The organism is Klebsiella sp. CN_Kp113 (assembly GCF_040064585.1).
GTDB lineage: Bacteria > Pseudomonadota > Gammaproteobacteria > Enterobacterales > Enterobacteriaceae > Klebsiella > Klebsiella michiganensis.
On sequence record NZ_JBEAID010000010.1, the window covers coordinates 60,756 to 76,024 of the forward strand.

Here is a 15,269-nt window from a genome sequence, read left to right on the forward strand (position 1 = left end):
CTATGAAATTTACCGTAGAACGTGAACATTTATTAAAACCGCTGCAACAGGTGAGCGGTCCTTTAGGTGGTCGTCCGACGCTACCGATTCTTGGCAACCTGCTCCTTCAGGTTACCGATGGCGCGCTGTCGCTGACCGGTACCGATCTGGAAATGGAAATGGTCGCGCGCGTTGCGCTGATTCAGCCGCACGAAGCGGGAGCAACAACCGTTCCGGCGCGTAAATTTTTTGATATCTGCCGCGGCCTGCCTGAAGGCGCGGAGATTGCGGTACAGCTGGAAGGCGAGCGTATGCTGGTGCGTTCCGGTCGCAGCCGCTTCTCGCTCTCTACGCTGCCTGCAGCGGATTTCCCCAACCTTGATGACTGGCAGAGCGAAGTTGAATTTACCCTGCCGCAGGCGACCATGAAGCGCCTGATCGAGGCGACGCAGTTTTCGATGGCTCACCAGGACGTTCGCTATTACTTGAACGGCATGCTGTTTGAAACCGAAGGCAGCGAACTGCGCACCGTGGCGACCGACGGCCACCGCCTGGCGGTTTGCTCGATGCCGCTGGAAGAGTCCCTGCCCAATCATTCGGTGATCGTACCGCGTAAAGGCGTGATTGAGCTGATGCGTATGCTCGACGGTGGCGATACTCCGCTGCGCGTGCAGATCGGCAGCAACAATATCCGCGCTCACGTTGGCGACTTTATCTTCACTTCAAAGCTGGTGGATGGTCGTTTCCCTGACTATCGCCGCGTACTACCGAAAAACCCGGATAAGCACCTGGACGCCGGCTGCGATATTCTCAAGCAGGCCTTTGCCCGCGCGGCGATTCTTTCTAACGAAAAATTCCGCGGCGTGCGCCTTTACGTCAGTGAAAATCAGCTGAAAATCACCGCCAATAACCCGGAACAGGAAGAAGCGGAAGAGATTCTGGACGTCACCTATGCCGGGACTGAGATGGAAATCGGCTTTAACGTCAGCTATGTACTGGATGTGCTTAACGCGCTGAAGTGCGAGAATGTGCGTATCCTGCTGACCGATTCCGTGTCGAGCGTGCAGATTGAGGATGCGGCTTCCCAATCCGCAGCCTATGTCGTCATGCCTATGAGGCTGTAGAAAATATCGGGCTATCTTACTTGTTATTCTGGCTCCGGGCAGTGCTCGCAATCCTCACGTACTTTAGTACGCTCCGGTTGCTGCGCGCTGGCCGTAACCAGACTAACTGCGCCGATAACGCCCTGGTTATGAGCTGATATGTCGCTATCCCGACTTCTAATCAAAGACTTCCGCAATATTGAAAATGCGGATCTCGCCTTATCCCCCGGCTTTAACTTCCTGGTTGGCGCCAACGGCAGCGGCAAAACCAGCGTACTTGAAGCTATCTACACGCTTGGCCACGGTCGGGCGTTTCGTAGTTTGCAGATTGGCCGCGTGATTCGTCACGAGCAGGAGTCCTTTGTCCTGCACGGTCGCCTGCAGGGCGAAGAGCGAGAAGTATCTGTCGGCCTGACAAAAGATAAGCAGGGCGACAGCAAGGTGCGTATCGATGGTACCGACGGGCATAAAGTGGCGGAGCTGGCGCACCTGATGCCGATGCAGCTGATTACGCCCGAGGGGTTTACTTTACTCAACGGCGGCCCCAAATACAGAAGAGCGTTCCTTGACTGGGGATGCTTCCACAACGAAGTCGGATTCTTTACCGCCTGGAGCAACCTGAAGCGCCTGGTGAAGCAGCGCAACGCCGCGCTGCGTCAGGTCAGCCGCTATGCGCAGCTGCGGCCCTGGGATCTGGAGCTGATACCGCTGGCGGAGCAAATCAGCCGCTGGCGGGCCGAATACAGTGCCGCTATCGTCGAAGACATGGCGGATACCTGTCGGCAGTTTTTACCGGAGTTTGCTCTCACCTTCTCTTTCCAGCGCGGCTGGGAGAAAGAAACGGATTATGCCGAGGTGCTGGAGCGAAATTTCGAACGCGACCGCATGCTAACCTATACCGCCCACGGCCCGCACAAAGCGGATTTCCGCATTCGTGCCGACGGCGCGCCGGTAGAGGATACATTGTCACGCGGGCAGCTTAAGCTGCTGATGTGCGCCCTACGACTGGCGCAAGGCGAGTTTCTGACCCGTGAAAGCGGGCGGCGCTGCCTGTACCTGATAGATGATTTTGCCTCGGAACTTGACGACGCGCGGCGCGGGCTGCTGGCCAGCCGCTTAAAAGCCACGCAGTCGCAGGTTTTCGTCAGCGCCATTAGCGCTGAACACGTTATGGACATGTCGGACGAAAATTCGAAGATGTTTACCGTGGAAAAGGGTAAAATAGCGGATTAACCTAAGATGAAATGAGCGAGAAACGTTGATGTCGAATTCTTATGACTCCTCCAGTATCAAAGTCCTGAAAGGGCTGGATGCGGTGCGTAAGCGCCCGGGTATGTATATCGGCGACACGGATGACGGCACCGGTCTGCACCACATGGTATTCGAGGTTGTGGATAACGCTATCGACGAAGCGCTCGCAGGTTACTGTAAAGACATCGTTGTTACTATCCACAGCGACAACTCCGTCTCCGTACAGGATGACGGCCGCGGTATTCCGACCGGTATTCACCCGGAAGAGGGCGTGTCGGCGGCGGAAGTGATCATGACCGTTCTGCACGCGGGCGGTAAATTCGATGATAACTCGTATAAAGTTTCCGGTGGTCTGCATGGCGTAGGCGTTTCCGTTGTTAACGCCCTGTCGCAGAAGCTGGAGCTGGTCATTCAGCGCGATAACAAAATTCACCGTCAGATTTATGCCCACGGCGTGCCGCAGGCGCCGCTGGCGGTTACCGGCGAAACCGAAAAAACCGGCACCATGGTTCGCTTCTGGCCGAGCTACGAAACTTTTACCAACGTGGTCGAATTCGAATACGAGATTCTGGCAAAACGCCTGCGCGAGCTGTCGTTCCTGAACTCCGGAGTGTCGATTCGCCTGCGCGACAAGCGCGACGGTAAAGAAGATCATTTCCACTACGAAGGCGGTATCAAAGCGTTCGTCGAATATCTGAACAAAAACAAAACGCCGATCCACCCGAATATCTTCTATTTCTCCACCGAAAAAGACGGCATCGGCGTTGAAGTTGCGCTGCAGTGGAACGATGGTTTCCAGGAAAACATCTACTGCTTTACCAACAACATTCCGCAGCGCGACGGCGGTACCCACCTTGCAGGCTTCCGTGCGGCAATGACCCGTACCTTGAACGCCTACATGGATAAAGAAGGCTATAGCAAAAAAGCGAAAGTCAGCGCCACCGGCGACGATGCCCGTGAAGGCCTGATTGCCGTGGTCTCCGTGAAGGTGCCGGATCCGAAATTCTCCTCGCAGACCAAAGACAAGCTGGTCTCTTCCGAGGTGAAATCGGCGGTCGAACAGCAGATGAACGAACTGCTGAACGAATACCTGCTGGAAAACCCGTCTGACGCCAAAATCGTGGTCGGTAAAATCATCGACGCGGCGCGCGCGCGCGAAGCCGCACGTCGCGCGCGTGAAATGACTCGCCGTAAAGGCGCGCTGGATCTGGCTGGCCTGCCGGGCAAGCTGGCGGACTGCCAGGAACGCGACCCCGCGCACTCTGAACTGTACTTAGTGGAAGGGGACTCTGCGGGCGGCTCTGCGAAACAGGGGCGAAACCGTAAGAACCAGGCGATTCTGCCGCTGAAAGGTAAAATCCTTAACGTTGAGAAAGCGCGCTTTGACAAAATGCTCGCGTCTCAGGAAGTGGCGACGCTGATTACCGCGCTGGGCTGCGGCATTGGCCGCGATGAGTACAATCCGGACAAACTGCGCTACCACAGCATCATCATCATGACCGATGCGGACGTCGACGGCTCGCACATTCGTACGCTGCTGCTGACCTTCTTCTATCGCCAGATGCCGGAAATCGTTGAGCGCGGACACGTCTACATTGCCCAGCCGCCGCTGTACAAAGTGAAGAAAGGCAAGCAGGAACAGTACATTAAAGACGACGAAGCGATGGATCAGTACCAAATCTCCATCGCACTGGATGGCGCCACTTTGCATACCAACGCCAACGCGCCGGCCTTAGCCGGCGAGCCGCTGGAGAGACTGGTTGCCGAGTATAACGCCACGCAGAAAATGATTACGCGTATGGAACGTCGTTATCCTAAAGCCCTGCTGAAAGAGCTTATCTATCAGCCGACGCTGGCGGAGGCCGACCTGGCGAACGAGCAGACCGTAACGCGCTGGATCAACGCCCTGGTGAGCGAGCTGAACGAGAAAGAGCAGCACGGCAGCCAGTGGAAATTTGATGTCCGCGAGAACGCCGAGCTGCAGCAGTTTGAGCCGATCGTTCGCGTGCGTACCCACGGCGTGGATACCGACTACCCGCTGGATCACGAGTTTGTCACCGGGCCGGAATACCACCGTATCTGCGCGCTGGGCGAAACGCTGCGCGGTCTGATTGAAGACGATGCCTTTATTGAGCGCGGCGAACGTCGTCAGCCGGTGGCCAGCTTCGAACAGGCGCTGGACTGGCTGGTGAAAGAGTCCCGTCGCGGACTCTCTATCCAGCGCTATAAAGGTCTTGGTGAGATGAACCCGGATCAGCTGTGGGAAACTACCATGGATCCGGACAGCCGCCGCATGCTACGCGTGACCGTCAAGGACGCGATTGCCGCTGACCAGCTGTTCACGACCCTGATGGGGGACGCCGTTGAACCGCGTCGCGCCTTTATCGAAGAGAACGCCCTCAAAGCGGCAAACATCGATATTTAATCGTCGTACACCGCCATACTCAGGCCGCGCGTTTAGCGCGGCTTTTTTGTGGGCGCAGGCCTGTCCAGCGACATTATGGACGGTAAACGGCTGGCGAGCGTATCGACGGCAATTCTCACCCTCAGCGGTAGATGCGGCGTCTGTTGCCAGACCGCGTGAACGTCGAAGCGCACATCCGGCGCCTGCTTTAACAGCGGAACGAGTTTTCCCTGATGAATTTCTTTGCTGACCATCCAGCAGGGCAGCCATGCAATGCCGTGTCCGGCCAGCGCAGCATCGCAGATCGCCTGCAAATCATCCATATTGAGCGATGAACGGGGAGTGAAGGTGTGCGAGGCACCTTCGCTATCCATAAGCTGCCAGGAGAGCACTCTGCCTGCCTGCAGATAGTTAATGGCCGCATGATGGAGTAAATCATCAACGCTTTGCGGCGTGCCCTTCTTCAGCAGATAATCCGGCGCGGCGCACAGCACCATGCGGTGTTCTCCCAGCCTTCTGGCGACCAGAACGCTGCTGTCCTGAAGCGTGCCGTTACGCACCGCCATATCAAACCCTTCCTCGACGAGATCCACCACGCGATCGCTGAATGACATCTCCAGCTCAAGGCCTGGATGTTCCTGCGCCAGCGCGATCAGCAGCGGGGCGACGCACTGGCGGCCAAACAGCACCGGCATGGCCACGCGCAGGCGGCCACTGACCTGCTGTTTCCCCGTTTCCAGCAGCGATTCTGCGCCCCGAATTTCCTCCAGCGCGCGCAGGCAGTGTTCATAAAAAAGGGCGCCGTTGTCGGTCAGGCTCTGGCTGCGGGTCGTTCGTTGAAACAGACGTACCCCCAGTCGCTCCTCAAGGCGAGCGATGCTCTTTCCTACCGCCGAACGCGACAAATGCAAACGGATTGCGGCCTGAGCAAAACTCCCAGCCTCAACGGCGGCCACAAAAACCGGAATATCCTTCAGCGTATCGGTCATGGATTGTATCTTTTCTTTCATCAATAATGGGAAAAATTATCGCCACTGGCGACCCTGAGTCAACGGTAGACTGTCGCTCCTGAAGCTTATTTAATGGCAGGAGAGAAAAAATGACTGAGACAATGCAACGCTGGTCCATGGACGCCCTCGGGCGCGACAACCTCAAACTCATCCAGGCGCCTGTTCCGCAGCCAGGGCCGGGTGAAGTCTGCGTACGGGTGAACGCCGTTGCGCTCAACTATCGCGATAAAATGGTCATTGAAGGCACCATGCCGATTGCGCTTTCCTTCCCGTTTACGCCGGCGTCCGATATGGCGGGAGTGGTGGAAAGCACGGGCGAGGGCGTCACGCGTTTCACACCCGGCGCTCGCGTCATCTCGACCTTTTTCCCGGAGTGGATCGACGGTAGGCCAACAGCGGACGCCCGCACTTTGCCCTATAAAACGACCGGCGGTTACTTCCAGGGCATGCTGTCTGAGTACGTGATTGTGAATGAAAACGGGCTGGTGGCCGCCCCGGAAACCCTGGATGACGCAGAGGCCAGCACGTTACCGTGCGCCGGGCTTACCGCATGGTTCGCGCTGGTGGAGCGCGGTCATTTACGCGCCGGGCAATCGGTACTGGTGCAGGGCACGGGCGGTGTGGCGATATTCGCTTTGCAAATTGCCAAAGCGCAGGGGGCAGAGGTTTTTGTCACGTCCGGGAGCGATGAAAAACTGGCGCGGGCCAAACAACTCGGCGCCGATTATGGCATCAACCGGCTTAAAGGCGACTGGGCTGAAGGGATATACGAACTGACGAACGATCGCGGCATCGACCACATCATTGAAACCGTTGGCGGGGAGAACCTGAGGCATTCCCTGCGCGCCGTGGCGGTTCATGGGCGTATTTCGGTCATCGGCGTGCTGGCCGGCAGTGAAATCTCGCTGCCCGCGGGCGAACTGTTGCTGAAATCCCCGGTGATTCAAGGTATTGGCGTGGGGCACCGTCGCGCACTGGAAGATTTTGTCCGCGCCGTTGACGTGACCAGGCTGAAACCGGTGATTGAGCACCGTTACCGCTTTAACCAGCTTGCACAGGCGCTTGAACACCTCGATCGCGGTGCGTTTGGCAAAATCGTGCTCACCCGCGAGTAAGACCCCGTTCCCCGGATCTTGCCTAAAAGGGGGGGTTCTGCTGCGCAATGTAGCTCTATTTTTGTGGGCTTAATCGCGTTAGCATGAGTAAGGACTCATCTTACCCGGGGATTTCATGGCTATTAAACTGATTGCAATCGATATGGACGGCACGCTGCTGCTGCCTGACCATACTATCTCTCCTGCGGTGAAAACCGCGATTGCCGCAGCCCGTGAACGCGGCGTCAACGTGGTGCTGACCACCGGCCGTCCTTACGCTGGCGTGCACAGCTATCTGAAAGAACTGCATATGGAGCAGCCTGGAGATTACTGCATCACCTATAACGGTGCTTTAGTGCAGAAGGCGAGCGACGGCAGTACCGTTGCGCAAACCGCGCTGGGCTACGACGACTACCGCTATCTGGAACAGCTGGCCCGCGATGTCGGCTCCCATTTCCACGCGCTCGATCGTAACACCCTGTATACCGCGAACCGCGATGTGAGCTATTACACGGTACATGAATCCTACGTGGCGACGATCCCGCTGGTCTTCTGCGAAGCCGAAAAGATGGATCCGAATATCCAGCTGCTGAAAGTGATGATGATCGATGAGCCGGCGATTCTGGACAAAGCTATCGCCCGTATTCCGGCTGAGGTGAAAGAGAAGTACACCGTGCTGAAAAGCGCGCCGTACTTCCTTGAAATTCTTGATAAACGCGTCACCAAAGGTACCGGCGTGAAATCGCTGGCCGATGCGCTGGGCATCCAGCCGGAAGAGGTGATGGCGATTGGCGATCAGGAAAACGACATCGCGATGATTGAATACGCTGGCGTCGGCGTGGCGATGGATAACGCGATTCCGGCCGTCAAAGAAGCGGCAAACTTTATCACCAAATCCAACCTGGAAGACGGTGTGGCATATGCTATTGAAAAATATGTCTTAAACTAAAAATCTCTTTCTGAAAAACCCGCGTTAATCGCGGGTTTTTTTATGCCTTGAGTTTACCCCGCCGCAAAATCACCAAACCGAATTGTCGTTTTTGTGATCTAAATTGTAGTACAACATGTTTGTGTTGTACTACATTGTGTCCATGGCGATGACGAGTGACATCACGTTAGTACTACAAAGTTGCGGTTAAAACCGCCTGTCGCGGTAAAGTAGAGAGACATCCAGAGCACAAGGACTTTCCATGACTCTCAATAAAACCGATCGCATCGTCATCACGCTGGGCAAGCAGATTGTCAGCGGCAAATACGTTCCCGGCTCTGCGCTGCCCGCTGAAGCCGACCTGTGTGAGGAGTTTGCCACCTCGCGCAATATCATTCGCGAAGTGTTCCGTTCGTTGATGGCTAAGCGGCTGATTGAAATGAAGCGCTATCGCGGCGCGTTCGTTACCCCGCGCAACCAGTGGAATTATCTCGACACCGACGTTTTACAGTGGGTGCTGGAGAGTGATTACGACCCGCGGCTGATTAGCGCGATGAGCGAGGTACGTAACCTGGTTGAACCCGCGATCGCCCGCTGGGCGGCAGAGCGCGCGACGTCGAGCGACCTGGCGCAAATAGAAGACGCGCTCAACGACATGATCGCCAATAACCAGGACAGGGAAGCGTTTAACGAAGCGGATATTCGCTATCACGAGGCGGTGCTGCAGTCGGTGCATAACCCGGTTCTGCAGCAGCTCAACGTGGCGATCAGCTCGCTACAGCGGGCGGTATTTGAAAGAACGTGGATGGGCGATGAGGCCAACATGCCGAAAACGCTCCAGGAACATAAGGCGCTGTTTGACGCCATCCGGCATCAGGACAGCGAAGCGGCGGAGCAGGCGGCGCTCACCATGATCGCCAGCTCGACACGAAGGTTAAAGGAAATCACATGACATCTCGCTACATCGCAATTGACTGGGGATCGACCAACCTGCGCGCCTGGCTCTATCAGGGCGAACGGTGCCTGGAGAGCAGGCAATCGGAAGCAGGCGTCACGCGTCTGAACGGACACTCCCCCGCCGCGGTGTTTAGCGAAATAACCCGGGGCTGGCGCGACGGCGTGACCCCGGCGGTGATGGCAGGAATGGTCGGCAGTAACGTCGGCTGGCAGGCGGTACCCTACTTGCCGGTTCCCGTTCATTTCTCCGCCATTGGTGAACAATTAACTGCCGTTAGCGACAACGTCTGGATTATTCCCGGACTCAGCGTCTCTCGCGACGATAACCATAATGTGATGCGCGGCGAAGAGACTCAGCTCCTCGGCGCGCGGGCGATAGCCCCTTCTTCCGTCTACGTGATGCCCGGCACCCACTGCAAATGGGTGCAGGCAGACCGCCAACAAATTAACGACTTTCGCACGGTGATGACCGGCGAACTTCACCACCTGCTGCTGCGCCACTCGCTGGTCGGCGCCGGGTTACCGGAGCAGGTCTCCGCTCCTGACGCGTTTAATGCCGGGCTTGAGCGCGGCCTGCATTCGCCAGACATCCTGCCGCAGCTTTTTGAAGTTCGCGCTTCACACGTGCTGGGTTCGCTGCCGCGCGCGCATGTCGGCGAGTTTCTGTCGGGACTGCTGATTGGTGCGGAAGTCGCCACCCTGAGCCAACGCTTTCGCGACCAGCAGGTCACCATTGTCGCCGGCGAGGCGCTGGCGAACCGCTATCAGCAGGCCCTGAGCGCCATTGGCCGTCAGACCACCGTGGTGTCGCGCGACAACGCATTTCAGACAGGAATAAGGAGCATCATCCATGCAGTGGCAAACTAACTTACCGCTTATCGCTATCCTGCGCGGGATTACGCCGGAAGAGGCGCTGGCGCACGTGGGGGCGGCGATCGACGCCGGCTTCGACGCCGTTGAAATTCCGCTCAACTCACCGCAGTGGGAAAAGAGTATTCCTGCCGTTGTTGAGGCTTATGGTGATAAGGCGCTGATTGGCGCGGGCACCGTGCTTAATGCAGAGCGGGTGGACCAGCTTGCCCGAATGGGCTGCAGGCTTATCGTCACGCCCAATATTCAGCCCGAGGTCATTCGCCGAGCGGTGAGCTACGGCATGACGGTTTGTCCCGGATGCGCGACGGCGACGGAAGCGTTCGCCGCGCTGGACGCCGGGGCTCAGGCGTTGAAAGTCTTCCCATCTTCGGCTTTTGGCCCTGACTACATCAAAGCGCTAAAGGCCGTTTTGCCGCCGGAGGTGCCCGTTTTTGCGGTGGGCGGCGTGACGCCGGAAAATCTGGCGCAGTGGATAAAAGCAGGCTGTACCGGTGCCGGGCTGGGCAGCGATCTCTATCGCGCTGGCCAATCCGTAGAGCGTACCCAACGGCAGGCGGCAGCATTTGTTAAAGCGTATCGAGAGGCAGTGCAATGAAAATAACCAAACTCACCACGTATCGTTTACCCCCGCGCTGGATGTTTCTAAAAATTGAAACCGACGAAGGCGTGGTTGGCTGGGGCGAGCCCGTGATTGAAGGGCGCGCGCGCACCGTAGAGGCGGCGGTGCATGAGCTCGGCGAATATCTCATAGGCCAGGATCCGGCGCGGATTAACGACCTGTGGCAGGTGATGTACCGCGCGGGCTTTTACCGCGGCGGCCCGATTTTAATGAGCGCCATCGCCGGTATCGACCAGGCGCTGTGGGATATTAAAGGCAAAGTGCTGAACGCGCCGGTCTGGCAGCTAATGGGCGGCCTGGTGCGTGACAAAATCAAAGCCTACAGCTGGGTTGGCGGCGACCGTCCGGCAGAGGTGATTGATGGCATCAAGAAGCTGCGCGGTATTGGTTTTGATACCTTCAAATTAAACGGTTGCGAAGAGCTGGGGCTGATCGATAATTCTCGCGCGGTGGATGCGGCGGTGAATACCGTGGCGCAAATTCGCGAAGCGTTCGGCAATGAAATTGAGTTCGGTCTCGATTTTCACGGCCGCGTTAGCGCGCCAATGGCGAAGGTGCTGATTAAAGAGCTGGAGCAATATCGCCCGCTGTTTATTGAAGAGCCGGTTCTTGCCGAGCAGGCGGAATATTATCCGCGGCTGGCGGCGCAAACCTCGATTCCTATCGCGGCGGGCGAACGCATGTTCTCGCGCTTCGAGTTTAAACGCGTGCTGGAAGCCGGTGGGCTGGCCATTCTCCAACCCGATCTGTCGCACGCGGGCGGTATTACCGAGTGCTATAAAATCGCCGGAATGGCCGAAGCCTACGACGTGGCGCTGGCGCCGCACTGCCCGCTGGGGCCTGTTGCGCTTGCCGCCTGCCTGCACGTCGATTTTGTCTCCTATAACGCCGTCTTCCAGGAGCAAAGTATGGGCATTCACTATAACAAGGGCGCGGAATTACTCGACTTTGTGAAAAATAAAGACGACTTCAATATGGAAGGCGGTTTCTTTAAACCATTAATGAAGCCCGGGCTTGGCGTAGAAATCGATGAAGCGCGGGTCATTGAATTAAGTCAGAATGCGCCGGACTGGCGTAATCCGTTGTGGCGGCATGAGGATGGTAGCGTCGCCGAATGGTAAATGCGCGTCATACTTTGCGCTGCTGATGCGTTGGCTGCATTTTCTTATCCCAGTCACATACTAATGTATGCTCCTGGGAATGCGAAAATTTGCCGCCTTTCCCCAGCACAAATTATTTAGCGCATTACGGTTAAGTTATTAATAAAAAATTTAAATAAACCCTCTGTAAATTACCGGGCATGGTGAGCGGCCTCGCTATGCCCAAAATCTGGAGACAGATTGCGATGGATATTTCAGTTACAGCTGCAAAACCCGGGCGTCGTCGTTATTTGACGCTGATTATGATCTTTATTACCGTGGTGATTTGTTATGTTGATCGCGCCAACCTTGCCGTGGCATCGGCGCATATTCAGGAAGAGTTTGGTATTACCAAAGCGGAAATGGGATATGTATTTTCCGCCTTCGCGTGGCTGTATACGCTTTGCCAGATCCCCGGCGGTTGGTTCCTTGACCGCGTGGGATCGCGACTAACCTACTTTATCGCTATTTTTGGCTGGTCAGTGGCGACGCTACTGCAGGGATTTGCCACGGGACTGATGTCGTTGATTGGTCTGCGCGCGATTACCGGGATCTTTGAAGCCCCGGCGTTTCCCACTAATAATCGCATGGTGACCAGCTGGTTTCCGGAGCACGAGCGCGCATCAGCCGTCGGTTTTTACACCTCAGGCCAGTTTGTCGGGCTGGCATTCCTGACCCCGCTATTAATCTGGATTCAGGAAATGCTGAGCTGGCACTGGGTATTTATCGTTACCGGCGCTATCGGGATCGTATGGTCACTGATTTGGATTAAGGTTTATCAGCCGCCGCGTCTGACGAAAAGCATCAGCAAAGCCGAGCTGGATTATATTTGCGACGGCGGTGGTCTGGTGGACGGCGATGCGCCCGTTAAAAAAGAGGCGCGGCAGCCGCTGACCAAAGCCGACTGGAAGCTGGTATTCCATCGCAAACTGATAGGCGTTTACCTTGGGCAGTTTGCCGTGACCTCGACGCTGTGGTTCTTCCTGACCTGGTTCCCTAACTATCTGACCCAGGAAAAGGGGATTACGGCGCTGAAAGCGGGCTTTATGACCACAGTTCCGTTCCTTGCCGCCTTTGTTGGCGTGCTGCTCTCCGGCTGGCTGGCGGACAGGCTGGTGAGAAAAGGTTTCTCATTAGGCGCCGCGCGTAAAACCCCGATTATCTGCGGCCTGCTGATCTCGACCTGCATCATGGGCGCAAACTATACCAACGATCCGGTGTGGATTATGGTCCTGATGGCGCTGGCCTTCTTCGGTAACGGCTTCGCCTCCATTACCTGGTCGCTGGTCTCTTCGCTTGCGCCGATGCGGCTTATCGGGTTGACCGGTGGAATGTTTAATTTCGTCGGCGGGCTGGGCGGTATCACCGTTCCGCTGGTGGTGGGCTATCTGGCCCAGGACTATGGTTTTGCTCCTGCGCTGGTTTATATTTCCGTTATTGCGCTGGTGGGCGCGCTCTCTTACATCCTGCTGGTGGGGGATGTCAAACGAGTAGGCTAATTCTTTCCGATACGATACCCTGATGCGAAAGTCTCGCATCAGGGTATGTTTATGAAACAAGTCACCTTTGCTCCCCGTCATCATCAACTTACCAACACGCGCGCCTGGACGGCGGACAGCCGGTGGCTGGTCTTTGACGTTCGTCCCTCTGGCGCCTCTTTTACCGGCGAAACCATCGAGCGGGCGAATGTCGAGACGGGAGAGGTTGAGATCCTCTACCGTGCCGGACAGGGCGCGTACGTTGGCGTGGTGACCGTTCATCCATCGATAGATAAATATGTCTTTATCCACGGCCCGGAAAACCCTGACGAGCGCTGGCATTACGATTTCCACCATCGTCGCGGCGTGGTCTCCTGGCAGGGCGAAACGCACAACCTCGATGCGATGGATATTTCCGCTCCCTATACTCCCGGCGCGCTGCGCGGCGGCAGCCATGTGCATGTCTTCAGCCCGAGCGGCGAATTTGTCAGCTTTACCTATAACGACCACGTGCTGCATGAACGCGATCCGGCGCTGGATTTGCGCAACGTTGGCGTGGCGGTTCCCTATGGCCCGGTAGTACCGCGTGGGGATCATCCACGAGAATACGGCGGCAGCCACTGGTGCGTGCTGGTCAGCCGCACAACGCCGACCCCCGCGCCGGGCAGCGACGAGATTAATCGCGCCTATGAAGAGGGCTGGGTGGGCAACCGGGCGCTGGCGTTTATTGGCGATACGCTGGCGGTAAATGGCGACAAAGTGCCGGAGCTATTTATTGTCGAGCTGCCGGAGAGCGAACAGGGCTGGAAGCAGTCTGGCGATGCGCCATTGGCAGGAACGGAAACCACGATGCCGGCTCCCCCTGCCGGCGTTATTCAGCGTCGCTTAACGTTTACCCACCAACGCCGTTACCCGGGACTGGTGAATACGCCGCGTCATTGGGTGCGCGCTAATCCGTCGGCAACGGACATCGCTTTTCTGATGCGCGACGAGGCCGGCGTGGTGCAAATGTGGCTTATCTCGGCGCAGGGAGACAAGCTGCGGCAGCTGACCCACAGCCGATCCGATATCCAGTCGGCGTTTAACTGGCATCCATCAGGAAAATGGCTGGGCTTTGTGCTGGAAAACCGCATCGCGCTTTGTGATGCGCGGAGCGGGGAAATCGGCTTTTTGACCGATGAGCATGCCAATCCGCCTTCGGCCGACGCGGTCGTCTTTTCGCCAGACGGCAAACAGCTTGCCTGGATGGAAGAGGTGGACGGTTACCGCCAGCTGTGGGTAACCGCAACGGCGCGCTAAATCAGGGGTTCGGCATTGGCGCTGGCGGGATCACTGCGTTGGTCGCCAGCGTCTCTTTTTCGCTCTTTTCCACGCGCGATTTAACCGAGCTATCGGTGCGGAACATATCCCACGGTAGCAGCAGCGTGTCCATAACGGCCGTGAGCGGCATATCCAGCGCCACCAGGGATTTCGTACCCCAGTTGGCATCGCTATCTCCCAGCATTTGCGCGCTGGCGCGCGTTCCCGGATAGGTTCCTTCCTTACCGCCGGTATGTGACATCACGCTGGAGCAACCGCCTAAACTTATCATCCCGCTAAACAGGACCAGCTTTAACAGACCGTTTTTCATCATTTTTCCGTCATCGTTACGGGCGTTGATAGAACCTTCTATGTACAAAATCATGCAGGGCGCAGCCAACAGAGCCGCGGCCTGAAGAATGGCGTACATATCGGTTATATCGGGCCATTCCATGGATGCATAGTGCCATTGCGCCGCACTGTGGCAGGCGTCGCACTTTGCCTTTTGTGCTGTCCCTCCAGTCTAAGCAATAGACCGCAAACTGCAAAAAAAATTGCCCTTTTCCCCTTGAAAAGGTCATGGATATACCCATTTTAGGAATGTGTCTCCCGGAGAATACGCCGAATGGGTATTCCGGGTAATAACGGCCTGTCCATGATGGAAGGTCAGATAATTCTCGCTGATTTCAGGAGCTATGTATTATGCGTAATTTCGATCTCTCCCCGCTGTATCGTTCTGCTATTGGTTTCGACCGCCTTTTCAATCTGTTAGAAAATAATCAAAGCCAGAGTAATGGCGGCTATCCTCCGTACAACGTTGAGTTAGTAGACGAGAACAACTACCGCATCGCGATTGCCGTTGCAGGTTTTGCCGAGAGCGAACTGGAAATTACCGCGCAGGATAATCTGCTTATCGTAAAAGGCGCCCATGCCGCCGAGCAGAAAGAGCGCACTTACCTGTATCAGGGCATCGCTGAACGCAATTTTGAGCGTAAATTCCAGCTTGCGGAAAATATTCATATTCGCGGCGCCAACCTGGTAAACGGTCTGCTGTATATCGACCTTGAGCGAGTTATTCCTGAAGCGAATAAGCCGCGCCGTATCGAGATCAACTAATTTGTTGGGCCGCGAAGGC

14 protein-coding genes and 1 other annotated feature are annotated in these 15,269 nt (G+C 56.5%); of the genes, 12 read left to right on the plus strand and 2 right to left on the minus strand.

All coding sequences use genetic code 11. The features are described from left to right. Positions 1 to 2 precede the first annotated feature (2 nt). From dnaN to gyrB, 3 genes are all read left to right on the plus strand, one after another. On the plus strand, positions 3 to 1,103 hold the full coding sequence (gene dnaN / locus ABLV30_RS04555) for a DNA polymerase III subunit beta (protein WP_004107206.1): 1,101 nt from the start codon (positions 3 to 5) through the stop codon (positions 1,101 to 1,103). Positions 1,104 to 1,241: 138 nt separating this feature from the next. After that, entirely contained in the window at positions 1,242 to 2,315 is a 1,074-nt protein-coding gene (gene recF, locus ABLV30_RS04560; RefSeq protein ID WP_109240711.1) for a DNA replication/repair protein RecF, read from the plus strand. 28 nt (positions 2,316 to 2,343) lie between these two features. Then, complete coding sequence (gene gyrB, locus ABLV30_RS04565; protein ID WP_004126944.1) at positions 2,344 to 4,758, plus strand: DNA topoisomerase (ATP-hydrolyzing) subunit B; 2,415 nt, start codon at positions 2,344 to 2,346, stop codon at positions 4,756 to 4,758. 32 nt (positions 4,759 to 4,790) lie between these two features. On the opposite strand, the gene ABLV30_RS04570 is transcribed toward gyrB, so the two are convergent. Further along, on the minus strand, positions 4,791 to 5,726 hold the full coding sequence (locus ABLV30_RS04570) for a LysR family transcriptional regulator (protein WP_025107559.1): 936 nt from the start codon (positions 5,724 to 5,726) through the stop codon (positions 4,791 to 4,793). A 110-nt stretch (positions 5,727 to 5,836) separates the two neighbouring features. Between ABLV30_RS04570 and ABLV30_RS04575 the strand changes: the two genes are divergently transcribed. The 8 genes from ABLV30_RS04575 (at position 5,837) to ABLV30_RS04610 (ending at position 14,134) form a co-directional block, all read left to right on the plus strand. Beyond that, positions 5,837 to 6,862, plus strand: a complete 1,026-nt coding sequence (locus tag ABLV30_RS04575; protein WP_046877119.1) for an NAD(P)-dependent alcohol dehydrogenase — start codon at positions 5,837 to 5,839, stop codon at positions 6,860 to 6,862. Between the two features lie 115 nt (positions 6,863 to 6,977). After that, complete coding sequence (gene yidA / locus ABLV30_RS04580; protein ID WP_004855697.1) at positions 6,978 to 7,790, plus strand: sugar-phosphatase; 813 nt, start codon at positions 6,978 to 6,980, stop codon at positions 7,788 to 7,790. Between the two features lie 241 nt (positions 7,791 to 8,031). Beyond that, positions 8,032 to 8,721 (plus strand): D-galactonate utilization transcriptional regulator DgoR, encoded by a 690-nt coding sequence (dgoR, locus tag ABLV30_RS04585; protein WP_032751803.1) that lies wholly within the window; start codon positions 8,032 to 8,034, stop codon positions 8,719 to 8,721. Further along, complete coding sequence (locus tag ABLV30_RS04590) at positions 8,718 to 9,593, plus strand: 2-dehydro-3-deoxygalactonokinase (protein WP_348865560.1); 876 nt, start codon at positions 8,718 to 8,720, stop codon at positions 9,591 to 9,593. The genes dgoR and ABLV30_RS04590 overlap by 4 nt, the downstream gene beginning before the upstream one ends. Continuing rightward, positions 9,577 to 10,194, plus strand: a complete 618-nt coding sequence (locus ABLV30_RS04595) for a 2-dehydro-3-deoxy-6-phosphogalactonate aldolase (RefSeq protein ID WP_014227330.1) — start codon at positions 9,577 to 9,579, stop codon at positions 10,192 to 10,194. The genes ABLV30_RS04590 and ABLV30_RS04595 overlap by 17 nt, the downstream gene beginning before the upstream one ends. Further along, on the plus strand, positions 10,191 to 11,339 hold the full coding sequence (gene dgoD / locus ABLV30_RS04600) for a galactonate dehydratase (protein WP_025107562.1): 1,149 nt from the start codon (positions 10,191 to 10,193) through the stop codon (positions 11,337 to 11,339). Before ABLV30_RS04595 ends, dgoD begins: the two co-directional genes overlap by 4 nt. A gap of 179 nt (positions 11,340 to 11,518) precedes the next feature. After that, positions 11,519 to 12,856, plus strand: coding sequence for an MFS transporter (locus ABLV30_RS04605; RefSeq protein WP_224237366.1), 1,338 nt, complete (start codon positions 11,519 to 11,521; stop codon positions 12,854 to 12,856). Positions 12,857 to 12,907: 51 nt separating this feature from the next. Then, a complete protein-coding gene (locus tag ABLV30_RS04610; RefSeq protein ID WP_196096619.1) occupies positions 12,908 to 14,134 on the plus strand; it encodes a DUF3748 domain-containing protein in 1,227 nt (408 codons plus the stop codon). A gap of 1 nt (position 14,135) precedes the next feature. On the opposite strand, the gene ABLV30_RS04615 is transcribed toward ABLV30_RS04610, so the two are convergent. Then, a complete protein-coding gene (locus ABLV30_RS04615) occupies positions 14,136 to 14,465 on the minus strand; it encodes a YceK/YidQ family lipoprotein (protein WP_162097183.1) in 330 nt (109 codons plus the stop codon). Positions 14,466 to 14,768: 303 nt separating this feature from the next. Continuing rightward, positions 14,769 to 14,843, plus strand: a sequence feature (ROSE (Repression Of Heat Shock gene Expression) occurs in the 5'-region of heat shock genes and acts as an RNA thermometer to modulate expression.). Here ABLV30_RS04615 and ibpA point away from each other — a divergent pair. Next, positions 14,837 to 15,250: a small heat shock chaperone IbpA gene (ibpA, locus tag ABLV30_RS04620; RefSeq protein WP_004126917.1), complete on the plus strand. Its 414-nt coding sequence runs from the start codon at positions 14,837 to 14,839 to the stop codon at positions 15,248 to 15,250. Its footprint overlaps the feature before it by 7 nt. Positions 15,251 to 15,269 lie beyond the last annotated feature (19 nt).